6 protein-coding genes (1 of these 6 only partly in view) are annotated in these 22,764 nt (G+C 69.9%); 3 read left to right on the forward strand and 3 right to left on the reverse strand.

Annotation, left to right across the window (positions count from 1 at the left end):
• The 3 genes from QSJ19_RS04715 to QSJ19_RS04725 all read left to right on the forward strand — a co-directional run.
• Positions 1-18,158, forward strand: the final stretch of a protein-coding gene (locus tag QSJ19_RS04715; RefSeq protein ID WP_286318654.1) for a non-ribosomal peptide synthase/polyketide synthase. 36,529 nt of this gene lie to the left of the window's left edge; 18,158 of the gene's 54,687 nt are visible here — the last part of the coding sequence; its start codon lies beyond the left edge, outside the window; the stop codon is at positions 18,156-18,158.
• 90 nt (positions 18,159-18,248) lie between these two features.
• Complete coding sequence (locus tag QSJ19_RS04720; RefSeq protein WP_187587478.1) at positions 18,249-18,482, forward strand: MbtH family protein; 234 nt, start codon at positions 18,249-18,251, stop codon at positions 18,480-18,482.
• Between the two features lie 233 nt (positions 18,483-18,715).
• On the forward strand, positions 18,716-19,021 hold the full coding sequence (locus QSJ19_RS04725) for a hypothetical protein (protein WP_286318655.1): 306 nt from the start codon (positions 18,716-18,718) through the stop codon (positions 19,019-19,021).
• Positions 19,022-19,048: 27 nt separating this feature from the next.
• Here QSJ19_RS04725 and QSJ19_RS04730 read toward each other — a convergent pair whose 3' ends face one another.
• From QSJ19_RS04730 to QSJ19_RS04740, 3 genes are read right to left on the reverse strand one after another with little or no spacing between them, the layout of a single operon-like run.
• Positions 19,049-19,876: an ABC transporter permease gene (locus QSJ19_RS04730; protein ID WP_286318656.1), complete on the reverse strand. Its 828-nt coding sequence runs from the start codon at positions 19,874-19,876 to the stop codon at positions 19,049-19,051.
• Positions 19,873-20,667: an ABC transporter permease gene (locus tag QSJ19_RS04735; protein WP_286318657.1), complete on the reverse strand. Its 795-nt coding sequence runs from the start codon at positions 20,665-20,667 to the stop codon at positions 19,873-19,875. Before QSJ19_RS04735 ends, QSJ19_RS04730 begins: the two co-directional genes overlap by 4 nt.
• The gene (locus QSJ19_RS04740) at positions 20,664-22,421 is read right to left on the reverse strand and encodes an ATP-binding cassette domain-containing protein (RefSeq protein ID WP_286318659.1); all 1,758 of its coding nucleotides are present in this window, start codon (positions 22,419-22,421) and stop codon (positions 20,664-20,666) included. The genes QSJ19_RS04735 and QSJ19_RS04740 overlap by 4 nt, the downstream gene beginning before the upstream one ends.
• Positions 22,422-22,764: the final 343 nt, after the last annotated feature.

Below are 22,764 nucleotides of genomic sequence, written 5' to 3' on the forward strand. Positions count from 1 at the left end.
CCGGCGAAGCCGAGCAGCCGGAGCACCTGTTGGTGCTCGTCACCCATCACATCGCCTCGGACGGCGAGTCGGCGCCCGTGCTGGCGCGCGATCTGGTCACGGCGTATCAGGCACGGCGCAACGGCACGCCACCGGCATGGTCGTCGATGCCGGTGCAGTATGCCGACTTCGCGGTGTGGCAACGCGAGCAGTTCGGCGACCCGCACGAGCCCGACTCCGTCATCGCCCAGCAGGTGGCGCACTGGACCGACGTCCTCACCGGTGTGCCGCAGGTGCTCGATCTGCCGACGGACCGGCGTCGTCCGGACATCCCGAGCCGGGAGAGTGCCGAGACGGTCTTCACGATCCCGGGCGACGTCCGCGACGCCCTGGCGCGCACGGCACGGTCGCACGACATCACGCTCTTCATGGCGCTGCATGCGGCGCTGGCCGCACTGCTCGGGCGGCTGTCCTCGACCACCGACATCGTCGTCGCGACCGCGGTCGCCGGCCGCGGATCGCGATCGCTCGACGACCTGATCGGCATGTTCGTCAACACCCTCGCGCTGCGTACCGACGTCGACCCGGATCTCGGTCTCGACGTGCTGCTCGACGCCGTGCGCCGCACGGATCTCGACGCGTTCTCGCATGCCGACGCCCCGTTCGAGCAGGTGATCGAGGCACTCGATCCGGTCCGATCCCAGTCCTTCGAGCCGCTGGCGCAGACGCTGTTCACCTACGACCAGTCGGATGGAGGGGCCGCCGACGATGTCGTCGCCGAGATCGACGGTCTCACGATCACCGCCGAGCGATCCTCCGCCGCGGCCGCGAAGTTCGACCTCAGTATCGGCATCCACGATTCGGGCGCCGACATGGTCGGCAGGATCGCGTACGCCACAGACCTTTTCGATGCCGACACGATCGAGAGGTTCGCGGGGTTCTACCTGCGGATCGTGTCCGCCGTCGTCACCGATCCCGGCATCGCGGTCGGCGATGTCGACCTGCTCGACGACACGGAACGGGCGACGATCGTGAGCCGCGGGACCGGCGAGGCGACGGACCGGGGCGATTCGACCCTGGCCGACGTTCTCGCCGGCGCCGCGCGAGAGAATCCCGACGCCGTGGCCATCGAGACGTCGGGGGACCGGCTGACGTATCGCGAATGGACGCATCACGTGACGGCGTTGGCCCGCACTCTGATCAGCGCCGGCGTCGGTCCGGACGTCGCGGTCGTCGTCAGCATCCCACGATCGAGCGCGATGGTCGTCGCCATCCATGCGGTGGTCTGCGCGGGCGGCCGATTCGTGCCGATCGAGCCGGACACCCCGCCGGATCGGGCCGTGTACATGGCGGCGACCGCAGGTGCGGATCTGGCGCTCGTCACCGATGCCGGCGGGTCGTCGGACACCCTGTCGGCCGACATCCCGCGCATCGTCGTCGACCTGTCCGGTGATGTTCCGTCCGACGAGCTCTCCGAGCCGATCACCGACGCCGAGCGCACCGCGCCACTGCGGGCCGACGACGCGGCCTACACGCTCTTCACCTCCGGGTCGACGGGCCGACCCAAGGGTGTGACCGTGTCCCATCGTGCGGTCGTCCATCGACTGGCGGCGGATGCCGAGATCTTCGATGTGCGTGCCGGAGACGGGGTGTTGCACAAGACCCCGCTCGCCTTCGACGCATCGGTGCGTGAGCTGTTCCTGCCCGCGCTCACCGCGGCCCGCATGATCGTCGCCGACGACGGCGGCCACCGCGAGCCGACACACATCGCGGCGATGGCGGCGCGCCACGACGTCACCCTGATGCACTTCGTGCCGTCGATGTTGTCGGCGTTCCTGCAGGCACTCGACGACGCGGAACTCCTCCGTCTGCGCACGGTGCGCACGATCCTCACCGGCGGCGAGACATTGCCGCCGGCCCTGGCGTCGGCGACGCTCGAGGCGTTCCCGTCGGCACGGCTGTTCAACCAATACGGGCCGACCGAGACCACCATCATCGTCACCCACCACGAGGTCGTCGCCGGTGACACCGTGGTGCCCATCGGTCGACCGATCACCAACACCACCGCCCACGTCCTCGACGACCGTCTGCGGGTCGTACCCGACGGTGTGGCGGGTGATCTCCACATCGGCGGGATCCAGGTCGCGCGAGGTTACGAGAGCCGTGGGGATCTCACTGCCGAACGGTTCGTCGCCGATCCGTTCGGACCGCCGGGTGCGCGGCTGTACCGAACCGGCGACCGCGCCCGGTGGAGCAGGCCGGACGGACCGTCCTCGGCGCCGGAGCTGGAGTACCTGGGCCGCAGCGACTTCCAGGTGAAGCTGCGCGGACAGCGCCTCGAACTCGGCGAGGTGGAAGCCGTGCTCCGCTCGGTCCCGGGAGTGGTGCACGCGGCGGCGACGGTGGTGACCGCGCCGGGTGGCGGACGCCACCTCGCGGGATACCTCGCCGGCGTCGACGACTCCGCCGGTGCCGTTGCTGCGGTCGCATCGGTGTTGCCCGACTTCATGCGCCCGACCGTCTGGGTCGTCCTCGACGAGATGCCCCTCGGCGTCGCCGGCAAGATCGATCGCCGCGCCCTGCCGGTGCCGACATTCGGGACACCCGGCACCGGACATGTCGAGCCGGAAGGCGAGACGGAACGACAGATCGCCGCCGTCTTCACCGCGGTCCTGGGTGTGCCGCGGGTCTCGGTCACCGACTCGTTCTTCGCGCTCGGTGGCGACAGCATCGTGTCGATCCAGCTGTCATCGTTGCTGCGTTCGGCAGGGCTGACGGTGTCGCCCCGAGACATCTTCGAGCACACCACGGTTCGCGGGATAGCCCGGGCGATCGCCGACCGCGAGGTGGCGACCCTTGCCGAGTTCGACGGAGGCGGTGTCGGCGACGTCGAGCTCACCCCGGCCGTGTGGTCGATGATCGAGCGCTCCGGCGACGCAGCCGACTTCGCCGACTTCTCCCAGTCCGCGCTCCTCGTCCTCCCCGAGGATCTCGCCCTGGCCGACATCCGGGTGATCATCGATGCCGTCGTCGCGAATCACCCGATGCTCGCCGCGTCCCTGTGTGAGGCGGACGGCGAGTGGATCATGACCGCCGGCACCGGTTTCGACGCCGACACGGCCGTCCGCGAGATCCTCACCGACGCCGCCGTCGGGGACCAGGAGTTCACCGACGTCGTTCTCGACGCGCATGCGCACGCCCTGGCCCGACTCGACCCGGCACACGGCCGCCTCGTCGACGTGACCGCCATCCGATCGGCACCGGGGACCGCATCACGCGGACGGCTGCTCATCACCGTCCATCACCTCGGCATCGACGTGGTGTCGTGGTCGGTGCTCCTTCTCGAACTGAACACCGCACGAGCACAACGCGACCACGGACAACCGATCCGGCTCACGGCGGAGTCGACGTCGATGCGGCGTTGGGCGGCTGCACTGCGCGACACCGCAGAGGCCCGCGACGACCTCGCGTTCTGGCAGGCGCGTCTCCCGGCGACGGCATCGCCGCTGGCGGCTCGGCTCGACCCGGCGCGCGATCGCGTGCGGACGGTGGTGACGCGCGAATCCGTCGTGGACACGGGACTGTCGGACGCGGTGCTCGCGCGCATACCCGCGGCCTTCCGCACCGGGACCCGCGAGGTCCTCGTGGCCACACTGACCGAGGCGGTCGCGCGGTGGCAACGTCGAATCGGCGGTACGGGCGCGGACGTCGACACCGTGTCCGTCCTGACCGAGAGTCATGGGCGTCACGAGGAGATCGCGGACGGGGCCGATCTGTCCCGCACCGTCGGCTGGTTCACCGCCTATGTCCCGGTGACGGTGGTTCCGGGCAGCAACATCGGGGAGTCGGTGAAGGCCGTCAAGGAGTCGTTCGCCGCACTCACCGATCAGGGGATCGGATTCGGCGCCATACGCTTCGGGCCGGACGCGCCACTCCGCGACCGGCCCCTCCCGCCGATCCTGTTCAACTATCTCGGCACCGCCGCCGATGGCGGGGCCCGTCGCGACGACCTCGGCTGCCGTACGGGCTCGATGCCCGGTGAGTCGGGTGGCCTCTTCACCTTCGCCGACGATGCGCCCGTCCTTCCGGGGTCGATCACAGGCGCCATGGCCGCCCCCGCGCTCTCGGTGCAGGTGTTCGTCGGCGCCGACGACACCGGTCGACGGCTGCACACCGTGCTGTCGTTTCCGCGGGCCGTCCTCGGCGACGACGACGCGGCCGAGATCGCCGACAACTGGATCACCGCCCTGGGCGAACTGACCGAGTTCGTGGACACGGCCGAGGACATCGGCCTGACACCGTCGGACATCCCCGGAACCGAACTGGGGCAGCGCGAGATCGACGAACTCGCCGATCGGTTCCCCAGGGCGGACATCTGGCCGATGACGCCGTTGCAACATGGTCTGTACGTCGAGTCGGCGCGCTCCGCGTCGGACATCGGGACCGCCACAGACCTGGACATCGATGTCTACGTCGCCCAGGTCGTCCTGCATCTCGGCGGAATCGTCGACGAGTCCCGCCTCCGCCGTGCCGCCGAGCATCTCCTCGACCGCCACGACGTCCTGCGCTCCGTCTACGTGCAGACCGCCCAGGGGACCGTGGTGACCGTCGTGCCACCGGCCGCCGATCTGCCCTGGCACACCGTGGATCTGCGTAACCGCGCACCCGCGGACGCCGATGCGGCTCTGGCCGACCTGGCGATCGTCGAACGGGTCAACCGATTCGATCTGCACCGCGGACCGCTGATCCGATTCGTCCTCGTCCGGCTGCCGAGTGACGACGACTCGCCGCGATCGGCCCTCGTCGTGACCAACCATCATCTCCTGTTCGACGGATGGTCCGGCCCGCTCGTCCTCGCCGACCTCGTCCGCGGCTACCTCGCCGGTTCCGCCGACGACCCATCGCCGCTCGGCTTCGGCGACTACCTCCGTTGGCTCCACCGCCAGGACCACGCCGGAGCCGTCCGCGCGTGGGCGGACGAACTCCCGGCCGTCGAGGGACCGACCCTGGTCGGTTCCGGTGCGGTCGCCACCCGCGACGAGATGCCGCGCCAGCACGCGGTCCTGGCCGGGTCGGAGATCACCGAGGCGCTGCGGTCGGTCGCACAGACCGAGGGGACGACCCTCAGCACACTCGTCCAGCTGGCGTGGGCGATTCTGTTGTCGCGCATGACCGGACAGCGGACCGTCGCGTTCGGTGAGACCGTCTCCGGGCGTCCGCCCGAGATCGACGGAGTGGAGCAGGCTGTCGGCCTGTTCATCAACACCCTGCCCGCCGTCGTGGACTGCGACGCGGACCGCAGCATCCGTGAGTCGATCGCCGATCTGCAGACGCGACGTACCCGCCTGCTCGATCACCAGCATGTGGGGCTGTCGGAGATCGCCGCGGTGACACCGGGGCTCGGCTTCGACACGCTGATGATCTTCGAGTCGTACCCGATCGACTCGGACGCCGTCGCCGACGGCAGTCGCGCGGCGGGGCTCGACATCACCGGCATCGACGTGGCCGACGCCACGCACTACGTGTTGAACCTGTACTGCACACCGAGCGACGACGACCTCAGCATCAACCTGAAGTACCTGCCCAGTGCGTTCGGCGACGACGAGGTGGTGGCGCTGGCGCGGTCCGTCGTGTCGATCCTCGCCACCATCGCGAGGGCACCGGAGACCCGTCTCGGCGACATCGACCTGCTGTCGGATCTGGATCGCGCCGCGGTGACGCAGGCCGCCGCCGGACCCGAGGTCAGGATCGAGCCGGACACCGTGGCCGACCTGATCGCCCGGCAGATCGCAGCCACCCCGGCGGCCACCGCACTCGTGTTCGACGACGGGCACGAGGTGACCTACGGGGAGTTCGGTGCACGTGTGGCGACCCTGGGCCGCCGGCTCATCGATCTGGGAGTCGGCCCTGATGTCGCTGTCGCCGTGTGCATCCCGCGATCGCTCGAGATGATGGTCGCGATCCACGCGATCGTCGCCGCCGGGGGACAGTACGTGCCGGTGGACACCGACATCCCCGCCGAGCGGGCCGAGTACATGCTGGCGACGGCCGCCGCGGCCGCCGTGCTGGTCGGCGGTGGAGACGACGGCGTCGGACTGCGTGCCGCGGCCGAGACCGCGGGCATCGCCGTGATCACCGTCGACGCGGCGACACCCGTTGCCGACGATGTCGCACCGATCCGCGACGACGAGCGCCTCGCGCCGGTGCGTCCCGACAACGCGGTGTACACCATCTTCACGTCGGGTTCGACCGGCAGGCCCAAGGGCGTGACCCTGCCGCACGCCGCCGTCGTCAACCGGTTGTGGTGGGGGCTCGACCGATTCCCGCTCGATGCGACCGACCTGGTGGTCCAGAAGACCCCGTACACGTTCGATTGTTCGGTTCCGGAATTGTTCGCCCCGTTCGTCGTCGGCTCGCGGTTGCTCGTCGCACGTCCCGGCGGCCACGCCGATCCGGTCTACATGGCCGACCTGATCGCCGACCACGGCGCCACGATGGTGCATTTCGTGCCGTCGGTGCTGTCGGTGTTCCTCGACGTCGCCGGTGCCGAACGGCTGGCCCGGCTGACCGGCGTCAAGTACCTCTCGACGACCGGTGAGGCGCTCCCACCCGCCGTCGCGTCGGCGACGCGGACGGCGTTGCCGCAGGCCGAGTTCTACAACCTGTACGGTCCCACCGAGGCGGCCGTCGAGATCACCTATGAGCGCATCGGGACCGGGATCGCCGAGCAGTCGGCCGAGTCGTCGGTGCCCATCGGCACACCGATGTGGAACTCCACCGCCCATGTCCTCGACGACCGGCTCCGGCCGGTCCCGGCAGGCGTCGCCGGGGAGCTCTACCTCGGCGGAATCCAGCTCGCCCGCGGCTACGCCGACCGCGCCGACCTCACCGCCGAGCGGTTCGTCGCCGATCCGTTCGGGCCGCCGGGCACACGTCTCTACCGGACGGGTGACCTTGTCCGGCGCCGCGCGGGATCCGACACCACCGACGGTGGTGACTCGCTGGAATACCTGGGACGCACCGACTTCCAGGTCAAGCTCCGCGGCCAGCGGATCGAGTTGGGCGAGATCGAGTCCGTCCTCGCGTCGGCACCGGGCGTGGTCCATGCCGCAGCCACCGTCGCGTCCGCGCCGGCCGGGGGCGAGCACCTCGTGGCCTACGTCGCGGGAGCCGATGCGAATCACCGACCCGACGTCGACGACGTCCGGGACGCGGTGGCCGTCGCGTTGCCCGACTACATGCGTCCGACGGTGTGGATGGTGCTCGACGAGATCCCGCTGAACTCCGCAGGCAAACTCGACCGCCGGGCGCTGCCCGAGCCCGAGTTCGGGGCAGGCGAGTTCGTCGGCCCGGCCACCGCGACCGAGGAGGCCGTCGCGCAGATCTTCGCCGACATCCTCGGCATCGAGCGGATGTCGGTGACCGACAGCTTCTTCGACCTCGGCGGCAACTCGCTCACCGCCACCCGTGTGGCGGCCCGGGTCGGCGATGCACTCGACGCCGACGTGCCCGTCCGTGCCCTGTTCGACGCTCCGTCGGTCCGCACCCTCGTCGAGCGCATCCGGCCCGGTGACCGTCGTGCCGTGGCGCCGATCGGATCGCTGCCGCGTCCCGACCGCATCCCGCTGTCGTTCGCCCAGCAGCGGATGTGGTTCATCAACCGGTACGACCCGGGTGCCGCCACCTACAACATTCCGGCGGTCCTGCGACTGACCGGACACCTCGACACCGATGCCCTGCGGGACGCAGTCCTCGACGTCCTCGGACGACACGAGATCCTGCGGACGACCTTCCCGTCGGATCAGGGACGCCCGTACCAGTCGATCGCGGAGATGTCCGCCGTTGCGGCCGACCTGCCCTGGGCCGTCGTCGACGACCCGGCAGACGCACTGGCCGCCGCCGCAACCGGATTCGACGTCACCGCGCAGTGGCCGATCCGCATCCGCCTCGCCACCGGTGACGGCGCGATCGACACCGCCGATCACCTACTGGTCGTCGTCGTCCATCACATCGCCGCCGACGGCGAGTCCGTGCGGCTGCTGGCGCGCGACCTCATCGCCGCCTACACGGCGCGCGCCGCCGGCGACGCACCGGCGTGGAGCCCTCTGCCGGTACAGTTCGCCGACGTCGCCACCTGGCAGCACACCGTGCTCGGTGCCGCCGACGTACCCGGATCGCTCCTGGCCGAGCAGGCCGACCACTGGCGGGACCGGCTCGCCGGACTGCCCGATGTCCTCGAGCTGCCCACCGACCGACCCCGGCCCCGCGTCGCGTCGATGCGCGGCGCATCGGTGTCGTTCGACATCCCCGCCGACCTCGGACGCCAGATCTCGCGACTCGCGCATGCGCGCGGGATGACCGAGTTCATGGTCCTGCATGCCGCGCTGGCGGCCGTGCTCGGCCGGCTCGCCGGCACCGACGACGTCGCGATCGGCACCCCGATCGCCGGCCGGGGGGATCCGCTCGTCGACGACCTCGTCGGGATGTTCGTCAACACCCTGGTGCTGCGTTCGGTCGTCGAGCCGTCGCTGACCGTCGACGAGTTGCTCACCGGCGTCCGCGCGACCGATCTCGATGCCTTCGCCCACGCCGACATCCCGTTCGAGCAGGTGGTGGAGCTGGTCGATCCGGTCCGTTCGGAAGCCTTTGCGCCCCTGGTCCAGACGTTGCTCGCCGTGGATCAGACCCCGGTCGACCGGATGGCGCGTGGCGCGGATGCGGCCGCGGACGACATCCGGGTCGGTGACCTGGGGATCACCGCGCTGGATCCCGAGGTCTGCTCGGCCAAGGTCGATCTCACCGTCGCCGTCGCCGCCGGGGCGGGGGACTGGGCCGGATCGATCACCTATGCGACCGACCTCTTCGACGAGGCATCGGTTCGACTGCTGACGCGACGTCTGGTGAGCTTCCTGCGCGCCGCGGTCACCGACCCGGCGGTGGCGCTGGGCGATGTGGACCTCCTCGACGCCGACGAGGCGACCGCACTCTCCCGCGTCTCCGGCGGACGCGGCACCGAACCCGCCGTGCTCGCCGATCTGTTCGCCACCGCGGCGCATCGGTGGCCTGAGCGCGTCGCTGTCCGCGACGCCACCGGGCGTGCGCTCACCTATGACGACCTCGACCGACGATCCGACCGACTGGCCCGATGGCTCCGTGCCCAGGGGATCGGCGTCGAATCCCTCGTCGCCCTGGCCGTCGGCCGATCGACCGACCTCCTCGTCGCGATCTGGGGCGTCGCCAAGTCCGGTGCGGGATACGTGCCCATCGATCCCGACTACCCGGCCGCCCGGATCGCCACGATGGTCGAGGACTCCGGCGCCGCCCTCGGCCTGACCCTGTCGACCGTCACCGACCTGCCCGACGACACGGTGGCCTGGCTGACCCTCGACACCGGCGAGGTGGCCGCAGGGATCTCCGCGACTCCCGACGGTCCGCTCGCCGACGACGAGCGCCCGGCGGTCCGGCCCGACAACGTCGCCTACGTCATCTACACCTCCGGGTCGACCGGCCGGCCGAAGGGCGTCGCCGTCACCCACAGCGGACTCGCGAACTTCGCCGATCAGGAACTCAGCCGCCTGGGCATCGACAACCCGATGATCGAGCAGCCGGACACCGCGCCGCGCGTCCTCGGGTTCGCGTCACCGAGTTTCGACGCCTCGGTACTCGAGTACCTGATGGCCACCGTGTCCGGCGGATCCGTGGTCTACCGCGCCTCCGACGCGGTCGGCGGCGATCTTCTGCAGTCCTTCTGCGCCGGGCAGCGGATCACCCACACCTTCCTCACCCCGACCGTCCTCGCGACGCTGGATCCGCAAGCGTTGCCGGATCTCTCGGGCCTGATGGCCGGCGGCGAGGCGGTACCGACGGCCATCGTCGACGACTGGTCGCCACATGTCGCGGTGCACAACCTCTACGGACCGACCGAGACCACCATCGGTGTGACCCTGTCCGCGCCGATGCGACCGGAGGAGCCGGTCAGACTCGGCACGCCGTTGGCCGGCCTCGGTCTCACCGTCCTCGACGCACGGCTGCACCCCGTGCCCGTCGGTGTCGTCGGCGAGCTGTACGTGACCGGACCGGCGCTCTCACGTGGATACCACGGTCAGCCGGGACTGACCGCCGACCGGTTCGTGGCCGCGCCGAACGGGGTGGCGGCGGACCGTGGTGGGTTGAACGCTGGTGGATTGAACGCTGGTGGATTGACCGGGGCCGCAGCGAACGGTGTTGCGGGCGAACGGATGTACCGCACCGGCGACCTCGTGCGATGGCGCCGTGACGTCTCCGGCGATCTCGTCCTGGAGTACGCCGGCCGCACCGACGACCAGGTGAAGTTGCGCGGTCTGCGCATCGAACTCGGCGAGATCGAGTCGGCGATCACCGACCATCCGGCGATCACCGCGGCGGTCGTCGTCGGGATCGGCGGTTCGGTGGCGACGGCGCTCGCCGCCTATGTCGTCGTCGACGGACACCGCGACGGTCCGATCACCGACGACAGTGCCACCGACGACAGCGTCGTCGACGAGGTGCGCGGACTGCTCGCAGATCGGCTGCCCGCCTTCATGATCCCGTCGTCGTTCACCGTCCTCGACGCCCTGCCACTCACCCCGGTCGGCAAGCTCGACACCGCGGCCCTGCCCGAACCGGTCATCACGACCGACACCGACGTCGCGGCGGACACCGACGAGGAACGGGCCATCGCCGAGATCTTCGCGGAGGTGCTCGGCATCGCGGATGTCGGTGCGACGACGGGGTTCTTCGAACTCGGCGGCAACTCGCTGTCGGCGACCCGAGTGGTGGCGCAGGTAGCCGAGTCGCTGCGCACGGATCTCGTCGTGCGCGATCTGTTCGAGGCGCCGACAGTGCGCGCTCTCGCCGCGCGCATCGTCGCCGGCCGTGGCGACGCATCCGGGACACCGGCGTCGGGGCAGCACGTCGAACCGTTGGTCGCGGGTCCCCGCCCGGCGCACATCCCGCTGTCGAACGCCCAGCAGCGGATGTGGTTCATCAATCGATTCGATCCTCTGTCGACCGCCTACAACATCCCGGTGGCGATGAGACTGTCCGGTGCACTGGATGTCTCGGCCCTGCATCAGGCTCTGCTCGATGTGATGGCCCGGCACGAGATCCTCCGCACGCGATTCCCGCAGGACCCCAACGGCCGACCCGAACAGGTGATCGTGCCGGTCGAGGAGTTGTCGTCGGCGTTCGACTGGGACGAGGTGCACACCGAGGTCGACCTGTTCGACGCGACCCGCGTCGGGTTCGACGTCACCGGCGAGCTCCCGCTCCGCGCCCGTCTCTACCGCGTGCAGGCGGGAGAGCACATCCTGCTTCTCGTCGCCCATCACATCGCCGCCGACGGTGAGTCCCTCGCTCCTCTGGTCCGCGATCTGACGGCCGCCTACCGCGCCCGGGCGGCCGGACAGTCACCCGACTTCGCTCCGCTTCCGGTGCAATTCGCCGACGTCGCGCTGTGGCAGCGGCGTGTGCTCGGGGCCGCCGACGACCCGGAGTCGGTCCTCGGGCGCCAGGCCGATCACTGGATCGAGACGCTGGCCGGGTTGCCGGACGTACTGGATCTCCCGACCGACCGTCCGCGGCCGTCGTCGGCGTCCATGCGCGGTGGACGCCTCGCACATCCGATCCCGCGCGAGGCAGCCGACCGGCTGACCGCGTTCGCCGGCGCCCGGGGAGTCACCGAGTTCATGGTGATCCACGCAGCGCTCGCGGTGCTGCTTGCCCGACTGTCCGCGACGACCGACATCGCCATCGGCACACCGACGGCGGGTCGCGGCCGGGCGGCCCTCGACGACATGGTCGGCATGTTCGTCAACACCCTCGTGCTGCGCACCGAGATCGATCCGGCAGCAACCTTCGACGAGGTGATCGACCTCGTCCGCCGGACCGACCTCGACGCCCTCGCGAACGCGGACGTGCCGTTCGAGTACCTGGTGGAGGCCCTCGATCCCGTCCGCTCCGACGCGTTCGCGCCGCTCACCCAGGTGATGCTGAGCGTCGACCAGAGCGTGGCGCGCGCCACCGAGACCCTCGAGGCCCTGTCATCCGACGCCACCGCACCCGACGGTCTGCGGGTCGAACCGGTCGCCGAACCCGGCGTCCCCCCGGCGCGTGTCGACCTGTCCATCGGGGTCTCCACCGACTCCGCGGGCGTGTACTCGACCGTCGACATCCTCTATGCCACAGATCTGTTCGACTCCGCGACCGTGCGGTCGATGGCGAGCCGGTTCGTCCGCCTGCTCGATGTGGTCACCGCCGGCCCGGGCGTGGCGGTCGGCGACGTCGAACTCCTCGACCGGGCGGAGCGCTCCGCGGACGTCGAGCGGGCCACCGGTCACGACGTGCTGGTGAGCGACGAGCTGCTGCCCGACATCGTCACGAGGCAGGCCAGGCGGATGCCGTCGGCCTCCGCGTTGCGCCTCGGCGACCGGACCGTCGACTACGCGGAGTTCGCCGATCGCGTCGCCGAGCTGGCCCACGACCTGATCGATCGGGGTGTGGGACCCGATGTGGCGGTGGGTGTGTGCATGCCGCGTTCGATCGAGATGGTGCTCGCCGCCCACGCGGTCGTCGCAGCCGGTGGCCAGTACGTGCCGATCGACATCACCGCACCGGCCGACCGCGTGCAGTACATGGTGACGACCGCGGGCGCCGGGCTCGTCCTGGTGTCGGCCGCGCACGGCGCCCCGACACCGGTGGCCGAGTCGTCGGTCGAGACGCTCGTCGTCGACGCCTCCGCACCGATCACCGGCGACACGACGCCGGTCACCGACGCCGATCGGCACGCCTCGCTACGGCCCGGTCACGCGATGTACACGATCTTCACGTCCGGGTCGACCGGTCGACCCAAGGGCGTCACGCTCACCCACGAGGCCGTGCTCAACCGTCTGTGGTGGGGCCTGCATCAACTGCCCATCGACGTGTCCGACATCGTTGTGCTGAAGACGCCGTACACGTTCGACTGCTCGGTTCCGGAGCTGTTCGCCCCGTTGATGATCGGCGCACAGACCCTGATACTCGAGGCAGACGGCCACCTCGACCCGGTGTACGTGGCCGAGCAGATCGCCGACCATCGCGCCACGATGGTGCATTTCGTCCCGTCGATGCTGTCGGTGTTCCTCGAGCTCGCCGGCACCGAACGGCTCGCCGCCCTCGACAGTGTGCGCATCCTGTCCACCACCGGCGAGGCGCTGCCGCCGGCGGTCGCCGCGCAGACCCGCGAACTGATCCCGGGCGCCGATCTCTACAACCTCTACGGCCCCACCGAGGCGGCGGTCGAGGTCACCTGGCAGCAGATCGACTCGATCGACGCCGATGCGCCGACCACCCCCATCGGTGTGCCGGTGTGGAACTCGACATCGCATGTGCTCGACGGGCGACTGCGGCCTGTCCCCGTCGGTGTGCCCGGCGAACTCTACGTCGGCGGCGTGCAGCTCGCCCGCGGCTATGCGGCACGTGCCGACCTCACCGCCGAGCGGTTCGTCGCCGATCCGTTCGGCGAACCCGGTGACCGCCTGTACCGCACCGGCGACCTCGTGCGCGTGAACCCGGCGGGCGAGCTGGAATACCTCGGCCGCACCGACTTCCAGGTCAAACTGCGCGGACAGCGGATAGAGCTGGGCGAGATCGAGTCCGTCCTCGCCGCGACCGAATCGGTGGTGCATGCGGTGGCCACCGTCGCCACCGCCCCCGGGGGCGGAGAACATCTGGTCGCGTATCTGGCCGGCGACGGAATCGACCTCGAGATCGTCCGACGCGAGGTCGCGCAGGCGTTGCCGGAGTACATGCGCCCGACGGTGTGGACCGTCCTCGACGACATCCCGCTCAACAGCGCGGGCAAACTGGATCGCCGTGCGCTGCCGGAGCCGGAGTTCTCGGCTGCCGGAGACCACGTCGCGCCGGCCGGGCACCTCGAGGAGACCATCGCCGGGATCGTCGCCGAGGTGCTCGGGGTCGAGCGCGTCAGCGTCGTCGACAGCTTCTTCGACCTCGGCGGCAACTCGCTGTCGGCCACCAGGGTGGTCGCGCGGGTGGCACAGGCACTCGACACCGATGTCCCGGTACGACGCCTGTTCGATGCGCCCACCGTCCGCGACCTGGCAGCCGGACTGACGCCGGGAACCGGCCGGCCGTCGGCGGGCATCGTCGCGGTCGCCCGGCCCGACGAGATCCCGTTGTCGTTGGCGCAGCAGCGGATCTGGTTCATCAACCGGTTCGACACGTCATCGTCCACCTACAACATGCCGATCATCCTGGGCCTCGACGGCCCCGTGGACGTCGACGCCCTCCGCGCCGCGATCGGCGACGTGGTGGCACGACATGAGACGCTGCGCACCACCTATCCGGAGACCGACGGCGTCCCGAGGCAGGATGTGCACCCGGCCGAGAGCGCCGAGGCCACACTCGACTGGGCCGTCGTCGGGGAGCGCGCCGAGATCGACGCCGCCGTCGGCGTCGGCTTCGATCTGGCGACGCAGTGCCCGATCCGGGTGCGGTTCTTCTCCGGTCCCGACGGCACCCATGTGCTCGCCGTCGTCGTGCACCACATCGCCGCGGACGGCGAGTCGATCGCGCCGCTCGTCCGCGACGTCGTGACGGCCTATGCCGCTCGCACGCGCGGACAGGACCCCGGGCTGCCCGACCTCGCGGTGCAGGTCGCCGACCATGCGCTGTGGCAGCGCCGCGAACTCGGCTCGCCCGACGACCCGACCTCGGTGATCGGCGGTCAGCTCGACTTCTGGGACACCGAACTCGCCGGGTCGCCCGACGTGCTGGAGATCCCCGCCGACCGCTCCCGCCCCGCGGTGTCGAGTGGACGAGGTGCGCTGGTCCGCTTCGAGATCCCCGAAGCAGTGGCCAGGCGCACGACCGGGCTCGCCCGACGGCATTCCGCCACACCGTTCATGGTGGTGCACGCCGCGTTGGCCACCCTGCTCGCCCGGCTGTCGGCCACCGACGACATCGTCATCGGTACGCCGGTCGCGGGTCGCGGACAACGCGCTCTCGACGACGTCGTCGGCATGTTCGTCAACACCCTGGTCCTGCGGACGCCGGTCGACATCGCCGCGCCCGTGGGCGACGTGCTCGACACGGTCCGCGCGGTCGACCTCGCTGCATTCGACCATGCCGACGTGCCGTTCGAGGCCGTCGTCGAGCGGCGCAATCCCGTGCGATCCGAGTCGTTCGCCCCGCTCTTCCAGGTGTCACTGACCTTCGAGGCGAACACGGTGCCGGACATGGCGGCGTCGACGCTGACCGCCGGGGACGTCGGCGGTGTCCGGATCACACCGCTCGCGCCGCCCGGGGTGTCGGCGAAGGTGGACCTCACCGTGACCGTGTCCGTCAGCGACGACGGGCCGTGGCACGGGTCGATCATCTACGCCACCGACATCTTCGACGAACCGACCGTCGACACCCTCGCTCGACGGCTGATCGACGTGCTCGACACCATGACCGAGAGTCCGGAAGTCGTGGTCGGCAACATCGACCTGCTCGACGTCGACGAGCACGATCGGCTCGTCCCCGTCGCGGGTGCGCCGTCGGCGACACCATTGCTGCTGTCCGATCTGTTCGACCGGACCGCGCGGCAGCGGCCCGACGCGGTCGCCGTCGTCGACGCCGACGGCCGGTCGGCGACCTATGCCGAACTGGACCGTCGCTCGAATCAATGGGCCCGACAGCTGATCTCGGTCGGCGTCGGACCGGACCGTCTCGTGGCGGTGGCGATCGGTCGGTCGGTCGATCTGCTGACGGCGATCTGGGCGGTGACCCGCGCCGGCGGCGCCTTCGTCACCGTCGACCCCGACTATCCCGCCGACCGGGTACAGATGATGATCGCCGACAGCGGCGCGGACATCGGGCTGACGAACGCGGACGCCACCGGCCCCGACGCGGCACATCCCTTCGACGCCGATCCGGCGCAGACCGGGATCGACTGGCTGCGGATCGATGACGCCGACATCGTTGCCGCGCAACCGGACACCGCACTGGTATCGGACGAGCGCCGTGGTGTGACGCGGCTCGACAACCTCGTCTACGTCATCTACACCTCCGGATCCACCGGCCGTCCGAAGGGTGTCGCGGTGACCCATCGCGGTCTGCACGACTTCGTGTCGACCTCCAACGGGCTGATGGGAATCGGTCCGGATGCACGGGTTCTCGGCTTCGCGTCGCCGAGCTTCGACGTCTCCGTCTCCGAGATGGTGTCGGCGATGACGGCGGGCGCCACACTCGTGTACCGGCCGCCTGATGCCGTCGGCGGCGACGAACTGCACCGGTACATGACCGACCAGCGGATCACACACGCGATGCTGACCACGAGTGTGCTGGCGACCGTGCCGTCGCACGGACTGCCGGATCTCGTCGGGCTCACCACCGGCGGCGAGGTCGTCGGACAGGCGTTGGCCGACGAATGGTCCGGTCGCACACCGACACTGAACGGCTACGGCCCGACCGAGGCGACGATCGCCGCGACGCTGTCGGAGCCGATGGTGCCCGGCGCACCCGTGCGGATCGGAGATCCGCTGAGCGGGGTGCGGCTCGTCGTGCTCGACCACCGGCTGCGTCCGGTGCCGGTGGGCACGCTCGGGGAACTCCACATCATGGGTCCGTCCCTGGCCCGCGGCTACCTCGGCCGGCCCGCGCAGACGGCGAGCAGTTTCGTCGCCGCACCGTTCGGCGCACCCGGCGAACTCATGTACCGTACGGGCGATCTCGCCAGGTGGACGATCGCCGCCACCGGGGAACTCGGCCTCGAGATCGATGGCCGTAGCGACGACCAGGTCAAGCTCCGCGGTCTCCGCATCGAGCTCGGGGAGATCGAGACGGTGCTCGCCGAGCATCCCGCCGTACGTCGCGCGGTGGTCCTCGGCGTCGGCGATCCGGTGTCGTCGCTGACGGCCTATGTCGTCGGCGACGCGGACACCGATGTGGACGCGCTGCGCGCCCATTTGGGTCGCCATCTCCCACGGCACATGATCCCGTCGTCGTTCACCGTGCTCGACACGCTGCCGCTGACCCCGGTCGGCAAGCTCGACAAGCGTGCACTGCCGGCGCCGACGATCACGGTCGCCTCCCACGTCGAACCGGCGAGGGACTCCGAGCGGCTCGTCGCCGACACCTTCGCCGAGGTCCTCGGACTCGAGCGGGTCGGCGCGACGGACAGCTTCTTCGACCTCGGCGGCAACTCGCTGTCGGCGACCCGGGTGCTGGCACGGCTGCGTGAGCGGTCCGTCGAGATCGAACTCGCCTGGCTGTTCAGCGATCCCACGGTCTGCGGGGTCGCGGCCCGCATCGACGGCGACGACGCGGGTGCGGTCGTCGGGGAGGTGGTGCTGCCGCTGCGCCGCGACGGCGCGCGCGCACCGCTGTTCTGTGTTCATCCGGCCGGTGGTCTGGCCTGGTTCTACGGCGGGCTCGCGCCGCACCTGGTGGACCGGCCGATCTACGGCGTGCAGGATCCCCACGTGGTCACCGGGGAGCCCGCCGCCGAGTCGATCGAGGAACTCGCGCTGCGCTACCTCAAGGAGATCCGGCAGATCCAGCCCGACGGGCCGTACCACCTGCTCGGGTGGTCGCTCGGCGGCCAGATCGCCCACGCCATGGCGGTCATGCTCCAGCACGACGGCGACGAGGTCGCGTTCCTCGGCATCATGGATGCCGTGGCGCCGGCCGCGGCGACGTCGACGGACAGTGTGCCGCCCGCCCTCGACGATGCCCCCGGTGGTGTCGAATCCGTCGAGCCGACCGGAGAGCAGGCGGGTGCACTCGCCAACGACCTGCTCGGCGGGTGGCGCGACCTGTTCGACCTCCCCGACGACGTCGCCGCAGCGACCCCCGAGGACGTGGCGGAGATCGTGCGGGAGCAGATCGCCGCGATGGGTCTGCTGCGCGAGGACCAGGTCCAATGGGTGATGGACAGCTTCGACGCGGCGGGCCGGATCGGGGCCGGTTACCGCCCCGATGTGTTCGACGGCCCACTGTCGGTGGTGACCGCCACGGCGGACAAGACCGACCCCGCGGGCGTCCGCGCGTCCTGGCGTCGACACGTGACCGGTACGATCACCAATATCGATGTCGCCGCCCACCACCTGGGACTGGCCGACGCGGTGGTCCTGGAGACCCTCGGACCGTGGCTCGACAGGCAGTTGGGGGACCGATGAGGAAGGGCCGGTCGACGACCGGCATGGCCACGCCGGTGGCGGCAGACGACCGTCACCACCAGAGATAAGAGCGAGAGGAACGACCGAGCAATGACCAACCCGTTCGACGACGAGAACGGACGTTTCTACGTCCTGGTGAACGATGAGAATCAGCATTCGCTGTGGCCGACTTTTGCCGACATCCCGGCGGGATGGACGAAGGTCTTCGGTGAGGATTCTCGGGCTGCGTGTCTGGAGTATGTGGAGAAGAACTGGACGGATCTGCGTCCGAAGAGCCTGATCGACGCCATGGAGGCCGACAAGGCCGCCTCCGGCGACGCCTGAGGTAGATCACGACCGCACGGGCCGGCAGAGATCAGGAAATCCTGATCTCTGCTGGCCCGTTGCCGTGACAGCGGCCGCGACATCTGGGACGATTTCTGCACAGGGAGTCAGCAGGGTTCTTCGTCGGTCGTGGCCGGAGGGCGCCTCGCCGCTCCCATGGATCTGCCGAGAGCGGGACTGACATGGTCGGTGACAACGGACTATGGAGAAGCGAGCCGTGGGGGAGCGGGCGGTTGCTCGCGACACAACGGGAGGTCCGGCGCCGTGCCGAGATCGCCCCCGGACTCACCGCGGTCCGGTTCGGTGGGGAGTCGGCCACCTACGGCGATCTCGCCGAGGCGTTCACCGGTTACGACACCGTCGCCGAGCGCAACGGACTGGGCGTCGGATCGTCGGTCGTCGCCTCGATCCTGCACTGTCTGCCCCGTATCGGGACGCTCGGTGAGCCCGGCGCCGTCGCCGGCGCCACCGGACAGGTGGTCGAATGGCTCGCCCGGGACATCGACGACGGCTACGAACAGATCGGCATCGTCGGCTGAGAGCGTCCGCCAGAGGAGTCACGCGCCTCAGCGGGCGGTCGCGGCCTTCCGGTAGCCGCGCAGTGCCGGGTAGATGCACACCCCGATGATCACGATCGTCCAGATCGCCACCTTGATGACGTCGTGACCGGCGGGTTCCCCGGTCGCGAGCGCACGCATCGCCTCGATCGTCGGCGTCATCGGCTGGTTCTCCACCACCGGTTGCAGCCACTCCGGGTAGGCGTCGATCGGAGAGAAACCGGAATTGAAGAACATCAGCACGCTCGAGACGAGTGACAGCAGCGGGACGAGGGGCGCCGACGGCTGCGCGCTGACCGCCAACGCCAGGACGAGGGTCGCGTAGGCGACGCCGAACATGAGCGAGACGCCGAAGATCCCGGCGACCGCGCCGACACCACCGGTGATGTCGAAACCGATCGTCGTCCCGACCGCGACGAGCAATGCGGTGACCACCACGATCCGGAAGACCTCGCTCAGCAGACGAGAGGTGAGGTCCGCGGCCCGGTTGATCGGCAAGACGTAGAGCCGCGCGAGGAGACCTGTGCTGCGTTCCTGATTGAGCCGGATACCGGCCGCCACAGATCCGAACATGGCGCTGACGAGGATGACCAGGGGGACCGTGCCGTACGTGCTGTCCTCGCCGGTGGCGCTGCCGATGGCATCACCGAGGACGACCTTGAACATGATCAGGGTCAGGATCGGCACGATGATGAGCTGGATGAAGGTGCCCTTGTCGCGCACCATCACCGAGATCTGCCGCCACGCGAGCACCCCGCTCTGGGCCGCCCAGGCGCGTACCGACCCCTCGGCGGGGCCCGATGCCGGGTCGGTGCCGGTCACGGCGAGGCTGGTCATCGGATCATCCTCCGCACGCCGATGCCGGTGAGGACGACGCCGGCGACGGCCAGACCGACACACCACCAGATGGTCGGGGTCAGCACCTCGAGGGTGGCTGTGCCGTCGCTGAGGGCCCGCATCGACGTCGCGAACTGTGAGATCGGCTGATTGCGGACGAACGGCTGGATCCAGTCGGGGAACTGGCTCTCGGGCACGAATCCGGTCGACAGCATACCCAGGATCAGAATCGGCAGCGACAGTGCCTGGCTGGTCGCCTCAGGACTGTTCGACAGTAGTCCGATCGCGTCCGCGAGCACGGCGATCAGGATGCCGACGGCCATCACGACCACGAACAACCCGACCGTGTCGAGCACGCTGCCCGCCGGGCGCCATCCCATCACCAACGAGGTGGCCGCCGCGCAGACGACCGAGATCGCCAAGAGCACCGTGTTGGTGCCGAGTCGCGCGAGCGTGGGTATCGCGGCGGGCATCGGCATGGTGCGGAAGCGGGTGTTGATCCCCTTCGTGGTGTCGACGGCGGCGCGCATGGCCGCCGACGACGCGACGAAGCTGACCGACTGCAACGAGATGATCGGCATCAGGAACGCCGCGTAGTCCATCGACGGATCGGAGTCCATGATCGCCCGCAACGGGAGATAGAAGCAGATCGCGAGCAGGATCGGCGCGACGAAAGCGAAGATGATCTCGCCGTTGCGGATCATCGCGGCGAGGCCTCGGCTCGTGAGGGTCCACCACTGCACCGACGCGCGCGTCCGTGGACGTTCGACGGAGACGGATTGCGTTGTCACGTCGAGGATTCCGGCCCGTCGGTGGCAGCTGTGGTCGTGGCGGCGGTGGTGTCACCGGTGCGCGAAGCGTCGGCCGTGGACGGATCGGTCAGGGCGAGGAAGACCTCGTCGAGGCTGGGCCGCCGGAGCGCGACGTCCGACAGGCGGATGCCCGCGGTCGTGGTGCGCTGCACGATCTCCACCAGGGTGTCCGCGCCGTCGGGGGCGGGCACGGCGACCGATGTCGCGGCGTCGGTATCGGCGGGGCCGTCGGTGATCAGGTCGTCCAGGCAGGTCGTCAGACGTGGCAGGTCGTGCGGGTCGGCCGGAGTCACCTCGTAGTGCGAGGCGCCGGTGGCGGCCTTCAGCTCGTCGGCGGTCCCCGAGGCGATCACGCGGCCACGATCGATCACGACGATGTGGTCGGAGAGCGTGTCGGCCTCTTCGAGGTACTGGGTGGTGAGCAGGGTGGTCACGCCCTGATCGCGCAGTGATTCGACGAGGTTCCACACGTCCTGGCGGCTGCGCGGGTCGAGGCCGGTGGTGGGTTCGTCGAGGAACACGACCTCGGGCTGGGTGACCAGACCGCATGCGATGTCGATCCGCCTCCGCATGCCGCCGGAGTATTCGCCGACCTTGCGTTTCCCGGCAGCCGTGAGGCCGAACGACGTCAGCAGCTCGTCGGCACGCGCCCGGGCCGATGACTTCGACAGCCCCATGAGCCGTCCGAACAGGATGAGATTGTCGCGACCGCTGAGCGCCTCGTCCAGTGCCGCGAACTGCCCGGTCAGCATGATGGACCGACGCACCCCGGCCGCATCGGAGGCGACGTCGTGACCCGCGACGAGCGCGGTCCCGCCGTCGGGTTTGAGCAGCGTGCAGAGCATGTTGACCGTCGTCGTCTTGCCGGCGCCGTTGGGGCCGAGCAGCGCCAGGATCGATCCCTTCTCGACCGAGAAGCTCACGCTGTGGACCGCGACGTGCTCACCGAACCGTTTCTGCAGGTCGACGGCCTGGATCGCGTACTCGGGGCCGGATTCGTCGGGGCCGGGCATGTCGGCGGGCACATCCTCGGCCCGATCGGGGAGCGTCGCGTCGTCGGTGGCGTCGTCGGCGGTCGCGGTGGAGGTGGCGACACCGGTGGCCGGGGACCGGTCGTCGACGACGGTGTCCGAGTCGGCCCGCGCACCGGACTCGGCTTCCGTGCGGGCCGTCGCACCCGCCGCGCGTGTCCTCGAGCCCGGAATCAGAGTCTGCGGGTCCGGACCTGCGTCGTTGCCGCTATCCGGGGACACGATCTGCCATCCGGTGGCCACGCTGGTCGGCGACGCCGGGGTCCCTTCGGGTACGGTCGGCAGAGGAATTGTGGGTGCATCGTCACCCGGCACGGCCGCATGGCGGGGTCGCGCCGGTCGGTCGGTGCCCGCTTTCGCGGTGAGATCTCTGTTGTGGTCGCGGGCACCGGCATCGTCGGGGCCGATCCGGTCAGGAGCGGGGTCGGGTGCGGCCCCGGAGTGACGGGCGGAAAAGCGCGAGGGATCGACAGGAAGGTCGCCGGAGGTGAGCACATCCGGAACGCTGACGGACAGCATGCTGTCGGCCGGCTCACCGTGGGCGGGTCGTCGTGGCGGCCGCGTGTCGGCACGATGGTCGGTGGAGGTCACCGAGTGGAAGGCGGCGGACGACAATGGCGTGGGTGCGGTCGTCTCCGATGCAGTCGACCCGGGTGCAGTCGTATCGCGTGCAGCGGTCGTCTCGCGGGACTGCTCGGCCATCAACTACTCCTCTCGGGCCACCTCGGTTGCCGGAGCACACGGCCGGACGAACAAGACACGCGCACCTGGGCGCCGGCGACGTACGGCCTGGCGTCACACCTCGGACTGGGGGAGAGCGTCCGTGTGGGCCAGGGTACCGAAATCATCGCCGATGTCCTCGCAGGACTGTCGTCGGAGGACACGAAATCATTACGACTGCGATCACAATGTTCATACGTTTGGTGGACTCGGTCGACCGATCGGTAACGAACCGGGTGGCCAGATCGAAATCCTATCGTGAGCCAGTCCGTGATCAGCGATTTGTGAGGCCACGGGGACGCTCTGCCATTCAATCGAATCATGG

The sequence above is a fragment of the Gordonia sp. ABSL11-1 genome (genome assembly GCF_030315685.1).
GTDB lineage: Bacteria > Actinomycetota > Actinomycetes > Mycobacteriales > Mycobacteriaceae > Gordonia.